This is a genomic window from Blastococcus haudaquaticus (assembly GCF_900230285.1).
Lineage (GTDB): Bacteria > Actinomycetota > Actinomycetes > Mycobacteriales > Geodermatophilaceae > Blastococcus_B > Blastococcus_B haudaquaticus.
The window spans coordinates 628,040-643,439 of the sequence record NZ_OCNK01000003.1; the positions used below are offsets into that span (position 1 = coordinate 628,040).

Genomic DNA, 15,400 nt, shown 5'->3' on the forward strand with positions numbered 1-15,400 from the left:
CGAGTTGGTGGGGGGCCGGGGGTCCTCACCGCGCCCGTCGGCCGCGGCGGACACGGAGGTAGTCGGCCACCACGTACTCGCCGAGCCGGTCGGCGTCCGGCTCGAACACCCGCCCACCTGCCCGCTGCGTGAGGTCGTGGACGAAGTGGATGAGACCCGGATCGGGATCGAGGGCGAACACGTTGACCGTGGCTCCGGTACGGGCGACGCGCTCGAGCTCGGCGACGGTCCGGGCGATGGTCTCGGGCATCGGCGGCCAGCAGAAGAACGGCGTCCCGTCGTCCTCCAGGTGGGCCGTGGGCTCGCCGTCGGTGACGACCAGGACGACCGGCTCGGCGTCCCGGTGGTGGGCGAGGAAGCGCCGCGCCAGCATCAGCCCGTGCTGCAGGTTGGTGCCCTGCAGCGTGTCGACGGACAGCTCGGCGAGGGTCTCCGGCCGCAGCACCTGGGCGGTGGAGGAGAAGCCGATGATCTGGATGGCGTCCTGCGGGAAGCGGGTGGTGACCAGCGAGTGCAGCGCCATCGCCGTCGACTTCGCCGCCCCCCAGGTGCCGCGCAGCGCCATCGAGTAGGAGAGGTCGACCAGCAGGGCGACCGCCGCGCCGGTGCGGCGCTCGGTCTCCACGACCTCGAAGTCCTCGACGCCGATGCGGACCCGTCGCTGTCCCTCCACCCGGGGCTCGCCGGCCGTCCGCAGGACGGCGTTCTTGACCGTCCGGACGACGTCGAGCGGCTGCTCGTCGCCGAACCGCCACTCCCGCGAGCCGCCGGTGAGCTCCCCGGCGGCGCCGGCGTCGGCGACGTCGTGCTCCCCGCGCCCGGTGGCGTCCAGCGTGGCGAACACCCGGCGCAGGGCGGTGGCGCCGAGCCGGCGCACCGCCTTGGGCGAGAGCTCCAGCTTCCCGTCCGTCCGGTTGAGGAAGCCCTGCCGCTCGAGCTCGCGCTCCAGCTGCCGCAGCGCCGCGAGGTCGTCGACGGCCGGTCGGCCGAGGGCCCGTTCGAGGAGCTCCTCGTCGATGTCGGCCAGGGATGCGCCGGCGTATCCCTGCGAGAGCTGGCTGGACAGCGCCTCGAGGTCGGCCAGCTCGGCGACGGCGCTGGTGGCGTCGCCCATCCCGAGCGACTGCTCGCCGTCGGGCACCTGCCCGCGCTGGCCCCACGGCAGGTCCGGCCGGGCCTGCCGGAGCGCGTCCTGCAGGTGCGACATCTCGCTGGCCAGCCCCATGTCGGACATGGTCTGGGCCATCAGGTCCGACAGCTCGGCCCGCTGCTCGGGTGAGAGGCCGGCCATCATCCGCTCCTGGGCGGCGGCGCGGCGGGCGAGGGAGTCGATCAGCTCCTCGATCGACTGCGGGTCGTCCGGGAAGAACTGGCCGTGCTCGTCCATGAACTCGTGGAAGCGCTCGTCGGTGTCCTCGCCGCGGTTGTGCGCGTCGATGAGCTGGGACAGGTCGGCGACCATGTCCTTGACCGCCTGGATGTCCTGCTCACCGGCGTTCTCCAGCGCCTGCTTCATCGAGGCGAACGAGCTGTCCAGCACCTCGCGGCGGAGCAGGTCCTGGATCTGCTCGTAGGCCTGCCGCGCCTCGGGTGAGCGCCACGGGTACTCCTTGAGCGCCCGTACGGCCCCCGCCGTGTCCTCGGGGATCGCCTCCAGTTCCGCCTCGGCCAACCGCGCCGCGTCGTCCGGGTCGGGGAACAGCTCCCGCTTCTCGGCGTCCAGCGCGCGGTCGAGCAGCTCGCGGACCTCCTCGAGCGTGCCGTCCATCCGCCCGGCCGTCCGGGCGTTGCGCAGCCGCTCGCGCACCGAGCGGCGGAGCTCGTCGAGGCCGCGCCGCCCCTCCGTCCCCCGCCGGAGGAGCTCGCGCAGGGCCTCGCGCACACCGCTGCCGCCCAGGACCGAGTCGCCGATCTCGTCGACGGCGTTGCCCAGGTCGTAGGGCGGCGCCAGCGGGTCAGGGCCACCGTGCCACTGGCCGTACCGGTAGCCGCGAGGGCGTCTCCCGGTCATCTCAGGCCCCGTAGACCGTGCGGGTGCCGTCGGTGTCCTTGGCCAGCCGGCGGGTGAGATAGAGCCCCTCGAGGGCGAACTCCACCGCGGCCGCGGCCTGCTCCGCGGACTGCTCGCCCTCCGGCACGCCGAGCCGGCCCAGCAGCTCGGCCAGCTTCGGGATCGTCCCGAGCTGGCCCAGCAGGGCCGGGGCGGGCACCAGCTCGCCCGACTCGACGGTCTCGCCGCCGGTGAAGTGCTCCTGCAGGCCGGTCAGGTCCAGGCCCGCGCACCGGGCGCGGAAGGTCTGCGCGGTCGCCTGCCGCAGCAGGTGCTCGAGCACCTCCAGCTCCCGCTCGTCGTCCGGGTCGGAGCCGGCGTCGGCGAACTCGACCTTGCCGCGGCTCGCCGGGACGACGCTGGGCAGGTCGACCACCCGCGCCACCGGCCGGGTTTCGCCGGCGATGGCGGCCCGCCGGACGGCGGACGCGGTGATCGTCTCCAGACCGGCGATGGCGAACCGGGCGCTGACGCCGGACCGCTGGTCGACGTGGCTGGACTCGCGGACCAGCCGGGTGAAGCGGGCGACGATCTCGACCAGGTGCTCGGGCACGATCGGCAGGTCGAAGCCGGAGCCGGCCGAAGTGTCTCCTCCACCCGCCCGCCCGGTGTCTCCTCCACCTTCCCGCCCGGTCCAGCTGGTCTGCGCCTCCTGGTGCAGCAGGCGGATCTCGTCGTCGAGCTCGATCGGGTAGTGGGTGCGGACCTCGGCGCCGAAGCGGTCCTTCAGCGGGGTGATGATCCGGCCGCGGTTGGTGTAGTCCTCGGGGTTGGCGCTGGCCACCAGGAGCAGGTCGAGGGGCAGCCGGACCCGGTAGCCGCGGATCTGGATGTCGCGCTCCTCGAGCACGTTGAGCAGGGCGACCTGGATCCGCTCGGCGAGGTCCGGCAGCTCGTTGACGCTGAAGATGCCGCGATTGGTGCGCGGGACCAGCCCGTAGTGGACGGTCTCCGGGTCGCCCAGGGTGCGACCTTCGGCGACCTTGATCGGGTCGACGTCGCCGATGAGGTCCCCGACGCTGGTGTCGGGGGTGGCGAGCTTCTCCCCGAAGCGCTCGCTGCGGTGCAGCCAGCCGACGGGGGTGGCGTCGCCGTGCTCGGCGATCTGCCGGTGCGCCCACACCGAGATCGGGTGCAGCGGGTGCTCGTTGAGCTCGCTGCCGACCAGGACCGGGGTCCACTCGTCGAGCAGCCCGACGAGGGTCCGGATGAGCCGCGTCTTGCCTTGACCGCGCTCGCCGAGCAGGACGAGGTCGTGGCCGGCGATGAGGGCGCGCTCCACCTCGGGGAGCACGGTGTCCTCGAACCCGACCATGCCGGGCAGGCTCGGCTGTCCGGCGCCCAGGCGGGCGAGGAGGTTGCTGCGGAGCTCGGCCTTCACGGGGCGGTAGGAGGCTCCGCCGGCGCGCAGGTCGCCGAGCGTCGTGGGGGAGGGGGAAGGGGTGGCTGGGGTGGCCGGTTCCGTCACCTCGACCACGGTACGACGATCACGCGCGTTCGTGGACCCGTCGCGGGCCCGGAGGGTCCCGACGGGAGCACGATCAGCGGTTCCTCGTACTGGGGACGGCACGTGGCCGCGGTGTCGTCCGGGAGGACGACGTCGTCTTTGCGATGATCACGGCGTGTCCGGTCCCGAGGTGTCCACCGCTCAGCCGCCACTGGTCAGCGGCGCCGAGGTCGAGGCCGCGGCGGGTCTGCTCGTCGACGTCGTCCGGCACACGCCGCTGTGGCACTCCCGCGGCCTGGCCGACCGGGTGGGCGGTCCGGTGTGGCTCAAGTGCGAGAACCTGCAGCGCACCGGGTCGTTCAAGATCCGCGGTGCCTACACGCGCATCGCGCGACTGACCGACGCCGAGCGTGCCCGCGGCGTGGTCGCCGCGAGCGCGGGCAATCACGCGCAGGGGGTCGCCCTGGCCGCCCGGCTGCTGGGCTGCTCGGCGACCGTCTTCATGCCGGAGTCGGCGCCGTTGCCGAAGGTCGAGGCCACCCGCTCCTACGGGGCGGAGGTCCGGCTGGGCGGCCCGACGCTGACCGAGGCGCTGGTCGCCGCCGCAGAGCACGCGGAGCGGACCGGCTCGGTGTTCATCCACCCCTTCGAGCACGCCGACGTCATCGCCGGGCAGGGCACGGTCGGCCTCGAGGTGCTCGACCAGTGCCCCGACGTCGCAACCGTGGTCGTCTGCGCGGGAGGTGGGGGGCTGGTCTCGGGCGTGGCCGCGGCGGTGAAGGCCCGACGTCCCGACGTCCGGGTCGTGGCGGTGCAGGCCGAGATGGCGGCGGCGCTGCCGGGGTCGCTCGCGGAGGGGCGTCCGGTGGCGCTGCCGGCGATGGCGACCATGGCCGACGGGATCGCGGTCGCGGCGCCCGGTGACCTGACCCTCGCCCACGTACGGGGACTGGTCGACGAGGTGCGGACGGTCAGCGAGGAGGACCTCTCCCGCGCGCTGCTCTTCTGCCTGGAGCGCGCCAAGCTGGTCGTCGAACCCGCCGGGGTGGCGGCGGTGGCCGCCGTGCTGGCCGACCCGGAGGCGTTCGCGCCGCCCGTGGTGGCCGTCGTGTCCGGCGGCAACATCGACCCCGTCCTCCTGCTCAAGGTCGTCCAGCACGGCATGGCGGCGGCGGGGCGGTACCTGTCGCTGCGTCTGCAGGTCCCCGACCGTCCGGGGTCGCTCGCCGGCGTGCTGGCCGAGCTCGCGGCGGTCGGGGCCAACGTGCTCGAGGTGGAGCACGAGCGCACCGGCTCCGGGCTGCACGTCGGCGAGGTGGAGATCTTCGTCGTCCTGGAGACCCGCGGCCCGGACCACGCAGCTGAGGTGGTGGCGGCCCTGACGCGGGCCGGGTACTCCGTCACCCCGGAGTGACGGCCACCGGGAACCGATGAGTTCCCGGTGTCGTCGCCGTCCTCCCTGCCGTGCCCCCGAACCGGCAGATCCCTGTCCGTCGACCGCGAGAAGCGGTCAAGAACTGTCACCGTCCGTCCCTAGCGTGGCCCTCATGACCGACGCGATCGTGGTCGAGGGGCTGGTGAAGCGGTACGCCGCCACCACCGCGCTCGACGGAGTGGACCTGACCGTTGCCGAGGGCTCGGTGCTCGGGCTCCTCGGCCCGAACGGCGCGGGGAAGACGACGGTGGTGCGGATCCTCACCACGTTGCTCCTCGCCGACGCGGGACGGGCGGAGGTGATGGGCCTGGACGTGGTGCGCGACGCGGACGCCGTGCGCGCGTCCATCGGGCTCACCGGCCAGTACGCCGCCGTCGACGAGTACCTGACCGGCTTCGAGAACCTCGAGATGGTGGGCCGGCTCTACCACCTGCCCAGGGCCGAGGCCCGGCAGCGGGCGGGTGAGCTGCTGGAGCGGTTCGACCTCGTGGACGCGGCCGGCCGGCCGGCCAAGACCTACTCGGGTGGCATGCGACGGCGGCTCGACATCGCCGCCTCGCTGATCAACCGCCCCCGGGTGCTGTTCCTCGACGAGCCGACCACGGGCCTGGACCCGCGCAGCCGGCTGGCCATGTGGGAATTCATCGCCGAGCTGTCCGACGGCGGGACGACCATCCTGCTCACCACGCAGTACCTGGAGGAGGCCGACCGGCTGGCCGACCGCATGGTCGTGATCGACCGCGGCACGGTGATCGCCCGTGGGACGGGCGACGACCTGAAGGCGCAGGTCGGTGGTCAGCGGCTGGAGTTCACGCTCGCCAGGGCGGTGGATCTCGCCGAGGCCACCCGGCGACTGCGTCCGCTGGCTGTCGACGAGCCCCGGTCGGACGAGCAGAGCCGGCGGCTCAGCCTGCCGGTGCGGGGCGGGACCGAGGTGCTCGCCGAAGCGCTGCGGCTGCTGGAGGGCAGCGGGGTGGAGATCCTCGACGTCGGCCTGCGCCGTCCCGATCTCGACGACGTGTTCCTCACCCTCACCGGTCACGCGACCGAGGACGCGGCGGCCGCCGATGCAGACACGACGACGACCGGTCGCGAGCCGGCACCCACCGCAGGGAGCGCCCGATGACCAGCCTGGCCATGTCCGTCTCGGACAGTCTGACGATCACCCGGCGCAACCTGATCAAGGTCAAGCGGGTGCCCGACCTGATCGTCTTCGCGACCCTGTCGCCGATCATGTTCGTGCTGCTGTTCCGCTACGTCTTCGGCAGCGCGATCCCCGTGCCCGGCGGGCTGAGCTACGCCGAGTTCCTGCTGCCGGGCATCTTCGCCCAGACGGTGATCTTCGGGAGCACGATCACCGGCGCCAGCCTGGCGGAGGACCTGCAGAAGGGCCTCATCGACCGCTTCCGGTCGCTGCCCATGGCGCGGTCGGCGGTGCTGGTCGGGCGGACGCTCGCCGACACCTTGATGAACGTCCTGACGATCGCCGTCATGATGATCACCGGGTTCGTCGTCGGGTGGCGGATCCACACCTCGATCGGCGAGGCGGTCCTCGGGGTGCTGCTGCTCCTGACGTTCGCCTACGCGATGTCCTGGGTGATGGCGTTCGTCGGACTGCTCGTCCGCACCCCGGAGGTCGTCAACAACGCGAGCTTCATCGTGATCTTCCCGATCACCTTCATCGCGAACACGTTCGTGCCCATCGACGGCTTCCCGTCCGTGCTCAAGACGTTCGCGGAGTGGAACCCGGTGTCCGCGGTGGTCCAGGGCGCCCGGGAGCTGTTCGGCAACGTCGTGCCCGGCGCGCCGGAGCCGGACGGCTGGGCGCTGCAGAACCCGGTGCTCTACGTGTTCATCTGGGTGGCCGTGTTCCTGGCCGTCTTCGTGCCGCTGTCGGTGCGCACCTACCGCCGCACCGCCGGCCGCTGACGAAGGACCCCGCTGCCCCCACGCCTCGCTCGCTCGGCGCGGGCCCCTGCAGCGGGGCCGGGCGGGGGGCGCAGGATGGTCGACGATGACTGCTCCCGTGCCCCTCGCCGTGTCCGCTGACAACCCGCTGCTCGACGTCTCCGAGCTGCCGTTCCGGCTGCCGCCGTTCGGCGACATCTCCGCCGAGCACTGCCGGGAGGCGCTGCTGGCGGGCATGGCCGAGCAGCGGGCCGAGGTCGCGGCTGTCGTCGGCTCGGCCGAGCCGCCCACCTTCGAGAACACGGTCGTCGCCATGGAGCGGTCGGGGGCGCTGCTGGTCCGCGCCTGGAGCGTCTTCGGCAACCTGACGTCGTCGGTGTCGACGCCCCGCCTGCGCGAGATCGAGCGGGAGATCGCCCCGCTGGAGGCGGCGCACGACGACGCGATCCGGCTGGACCCGGCCCTGTTCGCCCGCATCGACGCCGTGCACGCCGCCCGCCACGACAGCGGGCTCGACGACGAGAGCGTCCGCCTCGTCGAGCGCTACCACCTCGACTTCGTGCTGGCCGGTGCCCAGCTCGACGGAACCGGCCGGGCCCGCCTGACCGAGCTCAACCAGGAGCTGTCGACGCTCGCGACGACGTTCGGCCAGAACCTCCAGCTGGCCACCGAGGCGGCCGCCGTCCGGGTGACCGACCGGGCCGAGCTGGACGGCCTGTCCGACGCCGAGATCGCCGGGGCGGAGACCGCTGCCGGCGACCGCGGCGTCGACGGCTATCTCCTGGCGCTGCTGCTGCCGACCGGTCAGCCGTTGCTCGCCAAGCTGCGGAACCGGGAGCTGCGGCGGCGGGTCTTCGAGGCGTCGCTGGGCCGCGCGTCGGCGGGGGAGCACGACAACCGGCCGGTGGCCGCCCGGATCGCGACCCTGCGCGCGGAGCGGGCCCGGCTGCTGGGGTTCGACACCCACGCCGACCTCGTGCTGGCCGACTCCACCGCGCGCACCACCGCGGCCGTCGACGCGATGCTCGCCTCGATGGTGCCGGCGTCCGTGGCCAACGCGGAGGCGGAGGCGGCGGTGCTGCGCGAGGCGGCCGGACGGGACGGTGTCGAGCTGGCGGCCTGGGACTGGGCGTTCTACAGCGAGCAGGTCCGGGCCGAGCGCTACGCCGTCGACACCGCCGCGCTGCGCCCCTACTTCGAGCTGGACCGCGTCCTGGTCGACGGGGTGTTCCACGCGGCGGAGCTGCTCTACGGGTACCGGTTCACGGCCCGCCCCGACCTGGCCGGCTACCACCCCGACGTCCGCGTGTGGGAGGTCGGCGACGCGTCCGGCGGGTCCGTCGGTCTGTACCTCGGCGACTTCTTCGCCCGCGAGGGCAAGCGCGGTGGCGCCTGGATGAGTTCCTTCGTCCGTCAGTCCCGCCTGCTCGGGACCGCGCCGGTCGTCGTCAACAACCTCAACGTGTCCCGCGCCCCGGACGGCCAGCCGACGCTGCTGACCCTCGACGAGGTCAACACCCTCTTCCACGAGTTCGGGCACGCGCTGCACGGGCTGAGCTCGGCGGTCACCTACCCGCGGTTCTCCGGCACCGCCGTGCCCCGGGACTTCGTCGAGTTCCCCAGCCAGGTGAACGAGATGTGGGCGCTGTGGCCGGAGATCCTCGGCAACTACGCCCGGCACGTCGAGACCGGGGAGTCCCTCCCGCGGTCGGCGGTCGAGGCGATCGACGCCGCCCAGCTGTGGGGGGAGGGCTTCGCGACGCTGGAGTACCTGGCCGCCACGCTGCTCGACCAGGCCTGGCACCGCGTCACGCCGGAGACCGAGATCGGCGACCCGGTCGCCTTCGAGCAGCAGGCGCTGGCCGCTGCCGGGGTCGCGTCCGCGCTCGTCCCGCCGCGGTACCGGACGACGTACTTCCAGCACGTCTTCGCCGGCGGTTACGCGGCCGGCTACTACTCCTACATCTGGTCGGAGGTCCTCGACGCCGACACCGTGGAGTGGTTCAAGGAGAACGGTGGCCTGCGCCGGGAGAACGGCGAGGCCTTCCGTTCGAAGCTGCTCGCGGTGGGTGGCTCGGTCGACCCGCTCGCCGCCTTCCGCGCCGTCCGCGGCCGCGACGCCGACCCGCGGCCACTGCTCAGGCGCCGGGGGCTCGCGCCGGCGTCGTGACGAGCGGCGGCCCGGGGGATCGCCGGTGTCACAGCCAGGGGAGGGACAGCACCAGGTCGAGGTCGTCGGGGCTCTCGCCGTCGCGGACCAGCCGGTTGGGCTGGCGGTGGCCGCACGCCGTGCAGCGGTGCACCACCTGCCAGCCCTTGCCCGACTTCTCCACCAGCCCGATCGGCTCCATCGGCTGCCGGCACTCGCTGGCGCGGTCGCCGGGCAGGTCGTCGACGTGCAGCGACCACAGGCAGTACGGGCAGTGGTTGCGGTAGTGCCCGTCGGTGTTGGCCGGTACGGGTGCCGTGCAGTGGACGCAGGCGAAGCCGGTGTTCTCCGCCTGCCGGGAGCGCGCGCCCACCGGTCCGGTCAGGGGACGAAGGGCTCGACGGCCACGACCTCGACGGTGATGTCGCGGCCGTTCGGCGCCTTGTACGTCACCGAGGCGCCGGGAGCGGCACCCATGATCGCCGAGCCGAGGGCGGACTCCGGCGAGTAGACCGCGAGGTCCGTCGTCCCGGCGATCTCGCGCGAGCCGAGCAGGAACTTCTCGGTGTCGTCGTCGCCGGCGAACTTGATGGTGATGACGGTGCCCAGCGCGGCGTTGGTCGCCGTCGTGGGCGCGGCACCGACCCGCGCCTTGCGCAGCAGGTCGGTCAGCTGGCGGATGCGGGCCTCCTGCTTGCCCTGCTCGTCCTTCGCCGCGTGGTAGCCGCCGTTCTCCTTGAGGTCGCCCTCCTCGCGGCGGGCGTTGATCTCCGCAGACATCGCCGGCCGCCCGGCCACCAGCCTGTCGAGCTCGGCCTTGAGCCGGTCGTGGGCCTCCTGCGTCAGCCAGACGCCCTGGTCCTGCTCGTCAGTGGGGGTGGACACGTAGGGGCACTCCTGGCACTCGGGGATGGCCGCCCCAGGACGGTGCGGCCGCTGCGTCGATCCTCCAAGCTAACACCGGCCCGGAGGCCGGAGGCCAGGCTGCGCAGGCCGCCCGGGATGCGGAACGGTATCGGACCGCTCGGTGAGCTGCGCCACATCCCTCCCCCGACCGGGTGCACGAGCAGGCACTTCCCCGGCCGCACGGCACGGGCGCCCACCGCTCGCGTGCCCTCGCGGGTGACAATGGGCGGGTGACCTCCCCCGACCAGTTGCGCCTGCTCGCCGTGCACGCACATCCGGACGACGAGTCGAGCAAGGGCGCAGCCACCATGGCGAAGTACGTCGCCGAGGGTGCCCGCGTCCTCGTCGCGACCTGCACCGGCGGCGAACGGGGCTCCGTCCTCAACCCGGCCATGGACCGCCCGGAGGTCTGGGAGCGACTGCCCCAGATCCGGGTCGAGGAGATGGCCCGCGCTCGCGAGATCCTCGGCGTCGAGCAGGAGTTCCTGGGCTTCGTCGACTCCGGCCTGCCCGAGGGCGACCCCCTGCCCCCGCTGCCGGACGGCTGCTTCGCGCTCGTCCCCATCGAGGAGGCGGCCGCGCCGCTGGTGGCGCTGATCCGCCGGTTCCGGCCGCAGGTGATCACGACCTACGACGAGCGTGGCGGATACCCGCACCCCGACCACATCAAGACCCACGAGATCTCGGTGCACGCCTTCGAGGCCGCCGGCGACCCGGACCGCTATCCGGAGCTGGGCGAGCCCTGGCAGCCGAGCAAGCTCTACTACCACATGAGCTTCACGCTGCCCCGCACGAAGGCGCTCCATGAGGCCATCCTCGCCACCGGCGCGGAGTCGCCCTACGCGGAGTGGCTGGCGAACTGGGACCCGGCGCACGACATCTCCCACCGGGTGACCACGCGGGTGCCCTGTGCGGAGTACTTCCCGGTGCGCGACGCCGCGCTGATCGCGCACGCCACGCAGATCGATCCCGAGGGCCGCTGGTTCGCCTGCCCGATCGACACGCAGCAGCAGATCTGGCCGACCGAGGACTACGAGCTGGCCCGCACCCTGGTCGACGTCCCGGTTCCGGAGGACGATCTGTTCTCCGGGATCCGCAGTGAGGTGGGTGTGCGATGACCGACCTGGCCGGTCTGCTGGCCCAGCAGGCCCCCGAGGACGTCGGCAAGTCCGGTCCGCTCGGCCTGCTGCTCACCGTCGTCCTGCTCATCGCCGTGGCGTTCCTCGTCCGATCGATGACCACGCACCTCAAGCGCATCCCGCCGACCTTCGACCCGCCCGAGCCCGGCGCGGATGTCCCGGACACCCCCGCGGAGCTCTTCGAGCCGCAGCCGGGCCAGCAGGTGCTCGACGAGCTCCGCCGGGCACCGCTGGCCATCGAGCCGCCGCGACGGGACGACCGACCCCAGGACCCGTCGGCCGGCTGATCGGCGGGGCCGCCGTCCCCGTGCACCACGGGGACGGCGGCCCGTGCGCGCCTACCAGGCGTGCGCCACGTCGATCACGAGCCGGGGGCCGGTGGACGCCGTCCCGGCGAGCGAGAACACCCGGAACGGCAGCCGGGCCCGGACGCCGAGGGCCAGCGTGGTCCGACCCTCGTAGGTGTTGGCCCAGGCCACCTGCCGGAACGTCGAGTAGCCGGAGACGTCGACGACCTCCTGGCGGTCCACGGGCTCGAAGGTCGGGGTCCCGTCCCGGTAGGCGGGAGCCTTCACGACCACCTGCAGGTCGGCCGCTCCGCGCACCGGGACGTCCGCACCTGAACCGTCCTGCCGGACGAGCGGCACGTACTCGACCGCGTAGGAGCCGAAGGTCGCGTCGTGGCCGCCGAGGTCGATGACCAGGCGGTCGAAGCAGGCGTGCCGCCCCGCCCGGACCCTCGTCACCACCTCGGCGTCCGAGTCGTCGGCGGCTTTCGCGAGCGACCCCCAGGTGATGCCGCAATAGGGCTCCGCGGCCTGCGCCGGTACGGCGCCCACGACGGCGGCCGTCACGGTCGTGACGGCGAGAGCGAGGAGACGGGCTGGCTTTCGTGTCATGGCGGATGCCTCCTGACGGGGAATGCGCCGGGCTGGGCGCTGAGGCCAAGAGTCCGCCGACACGCCGGAGGGCACCAGGGGCAGCTCATGTCCATCATCGCTGAACAGCGGCCTTTTGCGCGTCGGGTTATGCCCAGCAACACGGCTCGTGGAGCCGGGTCAGCTTGTCAGGAGTGCACAAGCGCAAGAGGCCGCCACGGAGGGTGAGAACGGGTCGCTCCCGGGCGCCGCCGCCGCGTGGATCGGACATGATCACGCGCATGGCCACCAAGCAGCGGAGCGACGACCCCGAGGACGACGTCCGTCCGCCCGGTTTCAGCCGGGTCGGCACACGCGTCCTCGAAGTGGCCGAGAACCTCATCTACGGCGGGATCGCGGTCTTCCTGGTCGGTTCGGCGTTCGTCCTGCTCGCGGTCGCCGCCAAGACCTCGTGGGGCCTGGTCTCGGACTTCTCCCAGAAGCCGCTGCTCGAGGTGCTCGACATCCTGCTGCTGGTCTTCATCGTCGTCGAGCTGCTCTTCGCCGTCCGCACGACCGTGGAGAAGCGCGAACTGGTCGCCGAGCCGTTCCTCCTCGTCGGGATCATCGCGTCGATCAAGGAGATCGTCGTGCTGTCGGTCGAGGCGGCCAGCGCGCTGGGCAAGGGCGCGGAGTTCGACGACCGGATCGTGGAGATCGGGCTGCTCGGCGTCCTCGTCGTCCTCCTGGGCGTCACGTCCTTCCTGCTGCGGCGCAAGGAGCGCGAGCCCGACGAGGGCGACGCCACTCCGCACCGCGCGGACCGCTGACCCCCTGTCCGCTCTCGGCGCAGCGGAGTCCCTTTCCGTCGAGTGATGATTCTTCTACCGTGTAAGCGTGTAATCAACGCAGACCACGGGAGGTCGCCATGCACGCCCACCGATTCGCCGATGCCCCGTTCGGGCCCGGGTTCCGCCGCGGTCGCGGGAGAGGGCCCGGTGGCCGCGCCGCCGACGCCCCTCCGCCGGTGGAGAGGGCGGAGGTCGCCGGCTGGTTCGCCGGTCGGCTGCCGGACAGCTGGTTCACCGGCCCGGTCGAGCTGACCATCGACCGCGACGAGATCACCGTCGTCGGCACGCTCCCCGAGCCGGACGCGGGAGAGGGCGACCCGGCTGCCGCACGGTCGGGGCGGATCGCCCGCTTCCGCGAGGAGACCCGCGAGCAGCGCATGGCGATCGCCGACGCCGCCCAGGAGCGGTACGGCCGCTCGGTGGCCTGGGGAGCTGCCTGCGGCGACGAGCGCGAGGTGTTCACCAACCTCTCGATGCCGGTCATGACCAGGTTGCGGCAGCGCGAGCGGCTGGTCCTGGACACGCTGGTCGACGCGGGCGTGGCCCGGTCGCGGTCGGAGGCGCTGGTCTGGGCGGTCCGGCTGGTCGGCCGGCACACCGAGGACTGGCTGACCCAGCTCCGGGAGGCCATGGCGTCGGTGGAGGAGGTCCGCGGCCGGGGACCCGACGTCGGCTGACCTCTGGCAGGCTCCGGCGCGTGCCCGGGCCCCTGGACCTCCTGCGGATCGCCTACGGCGACCTCTCCGAGGCGCTGTCCGCGCTCTCCGAGGAGGAGCAGTGGGCGCCGACCGGATGCCGCGGCTGGACGCCGGTCGACCTGGGCCACCACCTGCTCGGGGACGCCCGTCGGGCGCTCGTCGCGCTGTCCAGCCCGGCGCCTGGGCCGGCCGACACGGACCGGGTCACGTACTGGCGCGGCTGGCGCCCGCCGGCGGCCGGTGACGACGAGGACCTGCGGCGCACCCGGGCGGCAGCCAGCACCGGGCTCCCGTACGCGGACCTGGTTCGGGCGTACAGCGACACGACCGACGCGGTCCTCGTCTCCGCGGGGCGGGTGCGGCCGGACGAGCCGGTGCGGACCCAGGGGCACGTACTGGCGGTGGACGACCTGCTGTCGACGCTCGTCGTGGAGGCCGCGGTCCACCACCTGGACCTCGTCGCCCACCTGGGGCGGCCGGGTCCGGGGGAGCAGCCCCTCGGCGAGGTCCGGCGGGTGCTCGAGGGCCTGCTGGGCCGTCCGTTGCCGACCGGCTGGGACGACGTCACCGCAGCTCGGCGCGGCACCGGCCGGGAGCCGCTCACCGACGCCGACCGGACCGAGCTGGGCGACGACGCGGAGGCGTTCCCGCTGTTCGGCTGAGCGCCTCCGCCCACCTGGGACACTGGGCACGTGCCCGTCGATGCCGTCCCTGTAGCCACCGACGTCCTGGTGGTGGGCGCCGGCCCGGCCGGCTCCGCGGCCGCGGCCTGGGCGGCCCGGTCGGGTCGGGACGTCGTCCTGGCGGATGCGGCCGTGTTCCCCCGCGACAAGACCTGTGGCGACGGCCTCACACCCCGCGCGATCGCCGAGCTGGACCGCCTGGGCCTGGGCGACTGGGTGCGCGGGCACGCCCGGAACCGTGGGCTGCGTGCCGCTGGGTTCGGGCAGGAGTGGGAGCTGCCCTGGCCGGGCGGGGAGTTTCCGGACCACGGCAGCGCGGTGCCGCGCACCGAGCTGGACGCCCGGATCCGTGAGGTGGCCCTCGACTCGGGGGCCGTGGCTCTCGACGGGGCGCGCGCGGTGGACGTCGAGCGCGACGGCGACCGGGTGTCCGGCGTGGTCTTCGAGCTGGCCGACGACACCCGGGCGACCGTCGGCTGCCGTCACCTCGTCGTGGCCGACGGAGTGCGGTCCCCCCTGGGCCGGGTGCTGGGCCGTGAGTGGCACCGGGACACCGCCTACGGCGTCGCGGCCCGGAGCTACATCCGTTCGGGCCGCAGCGACGACGAGTGGATCTCCTCCCACCTCGAGCTGCGCGGGACCGAGGGGGAGCTGCTCTCGGGATACGGCTGGGTCTTCCCGCTCGGGCGCGCGGCGGGCGAGGTCAACCTGGGCGTCGGCACGCTGGCGACGTCCCGTCGGCCGGCCGGGGTGCAGCTGAAGTCGCTGCTGGAGTTCTACGCGGAGACGCGACGCGAGGAGTGGGAGCTGGACGGCCCGGTCCGGGACGTCGCCTCGGCGCTGCTGCCGATGGGCGGCGCGGTCTCCGGCGTGGCCGGCCGCAACTGGGCCCTCATCGGGGACGCTGCCGGCTGCGTGAACCCGCTCAACGGCGAGGGCATCGACTACGGGCTGGAGACCGGGCGCTCGATCGTCGAGCTGCTCGGTGAGGACGACTGGACGACCGCCTGGCCCGCCGTCCTGCGCCGGCACTATGGCGAGGCGTTCTCCATCGCGCGGCGGCTGGCGGGTCTGTTGACGGTCCCGCGCTTCCTGCCGGCGGCGGGTCCGGTCGGCATGCGGTCCCGCTCGCTCATGACCGTGGCGCTGCGGGTGATGGGCAACCTGGTGGACGAGTCCGACCGCGACGTCGTCGCCCGGGCCTGGCGCCTGGCGGGAAAGGGCTCACTGAAGTTGGACGGCCGCCCCCCGTTCAGCTGAGCGGTTCGCGTGAGCGG

General features: G+C 73.3%; 15 protein-coding genes. 10 read left to right on the plus strand and 5 right to left on the minus strand.

Going from position 1 to position 15,400, the window contains the following annotated elements:
- Positions 1-25: 25 nt before the first annotated feature.
- Entirely contained in the window at positions 26-2,011 is a 1,986-nt protein-coding gene (locus CRP30_RS14445) for a VWA domain-containing protein (RefSeq protein WP_097184628.1), read from the minus strand.
- Between the two features lies 1 nt (position 2,012).
- A complete protein-coding gene (locus CRP30_RS14450) occupies positions 2,013-3,518 on the minus strand; it encodes a sigma 54-interacting transcriptional regulator (RefSeq protein ID WP_235003412.1) in 1,506 nt (501 codons plus the stop codon).
- Positions 3,519-3,672: 154 nt separating this feature from the next.
- Between CRP30_RS14450 and ilvA the strand changes: the two genes are divergently transcribed.
- The 4 genes from ilvA (at position 3,673) to CRP30_RS14470 (ending at position 9,010) form a co-directional block, all read left to right on the plus strand.
- Complete coding sequence (gene ilvA / locus CRP30_RS14455) at positions 3,673-4,911, plus strand: threonine ammonia-lyase (RefSeq protein ID WP_235003413.1); 1,239 nt, start codon at positions 3,673-3,675, stop codon at positions 4,909-4,911.
- Positions 4,912-5,044: 133 nt separating this feature from the next.
- Positions 5,045-6,058 carry an ATP-binding cassette domain-containing protein gene (locus CRP30_RS14460; RefSeq protein WP_097184996.1) on the plus strand — a complete coding sequence of 338 codons (1,014 nt, stop codon included), beginning with the start codon at positions 5,045-5,047 and terminating at the stop codon, positions 6,056-6,058.
- Positions 6,055-6,861, plus strand: a complete 807-nt coding sequence (locus CRP30_RS14465; protein WP_200814757.1) for an ABC transporter permease — start codon at positions 6,055-6,057, stop codon at positions 6,859-6,861. Before CRP30_RS14460 ends, CRP30_RS14465 begins: the two co-directional genes overlap by 4 nt.
- Positions 6,862-6,946: 85 nt before the next feature.
- Positions 6,947-9,010, plus strand: a complete 2,064-nt coding sequence (locus CRP30_RS14470; protein ID WP_097184630.1) for a M3 family metallopeptidase — start codon at positions 6,947-6,949, stop codon at positions 9,008-9,010.
- A 28-nt stretch (positions 9,011-9,038) separates the two neighbouring features.
- Here CRP30_RS14470 and CRP30_RS14475 read toward each other — a convergent pair whose 3' ends face one another.
- Positions 9,039-9,362: an RNHCP domain-containing protein gene (locus CRP30_RS14475; RefSeq protein ID WP_235003414.1), complete on the minus strand. Its 324-nt coding sequence runs from the start codon at positions 9,360-9,362 to the stop codon at positions 9,039-9,041.
- Positions 9,363-9,370: 8 nt separating this feature from the next.
- The gene (gene greA / locus CRP30_RS14480) at positions 9,371-9,874 is read right to left on the minus strand and encodes a transcription elongation factor GreA (protein WP_097184632.1); all 504 of its coding nucleotides are present in this window, start codon (positions 9,872-9,874) and stop codon (positions 9,371-9,373) included.
- Positions 9,875-10,125: 251 nt separating this feature from the next.
- Between greA and mca the strand changes: the two genes are divergently transcribed.
- Together mca and CRP30_RS14490 are read left to right on the plus strand one after the other, a co-directional pair.
- Positions 10,126-11,013, plus strand: a complete 888-nt coding sequence (gene mca, locus CRP30_RS14485) for a mycothiol conjugate amidase Mca (RefSeq protein WP_097184633.1) — start codon at positions 10,126-10,128, stop codon at positions 11,011-11,013.
- Positions 11,010-11,321 carry a hypothetical protein gene (locus CRP30_RS14490; protein ID WP_097184634.1) on the plus strand — a complete coding sequence of 104 codons (312 nt, stop codon included), beginning with the start codon at positions 11,010-11,012 and terminating at the stop codon, positions 11,319-11,321. Before mca ends, CRP30_RS14490 begins: the two co-directional genes overlap by 4 nt.
- 51 nt (positions 11,322-11,372) lie before the next feature.
- On the opposite strand, the gene CRP30_RS14495 is transcribed toward CRP30_RS14490, so the two are convergent.
- Complete coding sequence (locus tag CRP30_RS14495; RefSeq protein WP_097184635.1) at positions 11,373-11,933, minus strand: AMIN-like domain-containing (lipo)protein; 561 nt, start codon at positions 11,931-11,933, stop codon at positions 11,373-11,375.
- Positions 11,934-12,193: 260 nt separating this feature from the next.
- Here CRP30_RS14495 and CRP30_RS14500 point away from each other — a divergent pair, with 260 nt between their 5' ends.
- The 4 genes from CRP30_RS14500 (at position 12,194) to CRP30_RS14515 (ending at position 15,383) form a co-directional block, all read left to right on the plus strand.
- On the plus strand, positions 12,194-12,721 hold the full coding sequence (locus CRP30_RS14500) for a phosphate-starvation-inducible PsiE family protein (protein ID WP_097184998.1): 528 nt from the start codon (positions 12,194-12,196) through the stop codon (positions 12,719-12,721).
- Positions 12,722-12,819: 98 nt separating this feature from the next.
- Complete coding sequence (gene abmR / locus CRP30_RS14505) at positions 12,820-13,419, plus strand: ATP-binding transcription factor AbmR (RefSeq protein ID WP_097184636.1); 600 nt, start codon at positions 12,820-12,822, stop codon at positions 13,417-13,419.
- Between the two features lie 20 nt (positions 13,420-13,439).
- A complete protein-coding gene (locus tag CRP30_RS14510) occupies positions 13,440-14,102 on the plus strand; it encodes a maleylpyruvate isomerase N-terminal domain-containing protein (RefSeq protein ID WP_200814758.1) in 663 nt (220 codons plus the stop codon).
- Between the two features lie 30 nt (positions 14,103-14,132).
- Positions 14,133-15,383 (plus strand): geranylgeranyl reductase family protein, encoded by a 1,251-nt coding sequence (locus tag CRP30_RS14515; RefSeq protein WP_097184637.1) that lies wholly within the window; start codon positions 14,133-14,135, stop codon positions 15,381-15,383.
- The last annotated feature ends 17 nt before the right edge of the window (positions 15,384-15,400 follow it).

Coding starts and splice junctions, on each gene's coding strand:
- CRP30_RS14500 (WP_097184998.1), top strand. CDS start 12,194: ATGGCCACCAAGCAGCGGAGCGACGACCCCGAGGACGACGTCCGTCCG.
- CRP30_RS14490 (WP_097184634.1), top strand. CDS start 11,010: ATGACCGACCTGGCCGGTCTGCTGGCCCAGCAGGCCCCCGAGGACGTC.
- CRP30_RS14460 (WP_097184996.1), top strand. CDS start 5,045: ATGACCGACGCGATCGTGGTCGAGGGGCTGGTGAAGCGGTACGCCGCC.
- CRP30_RS14495 (WP_097184635.1), bottom strand. CDS start 11,933: ATGACACGAAAGCCAGCCCGTCTCCTCGCTCTCGCCGTCACGACCGTG.
- abmR (WP_097184636.1), top strand. CDS start 12,820: ATGCACGCCCACCGATTCGCCGATGCCCCGTTCGGGCCCGGGTTCCGC.
- CRP30_RS14465 (WP_200814757.1), top strand. CDS start 6,055: ATGACCAGCCTGGCCATGTCCGTCTCGGACAGTCTGACGATCACCCGG.
- CRP30_RS14470 (WP_097184630.1), top strand. CDS start 6,947: ATGACTGCTCCCGTGCCCCTCGCCGTGTCCGCTGACAACCCGCTGCTC.
- CRP30_RS14445 (WP_097184628.1), bottom strand. CDS start 2,011: ATGACCGGGAGACGCCCTCGCGGCTACCGGTACGGCCAGTGGCACGGT.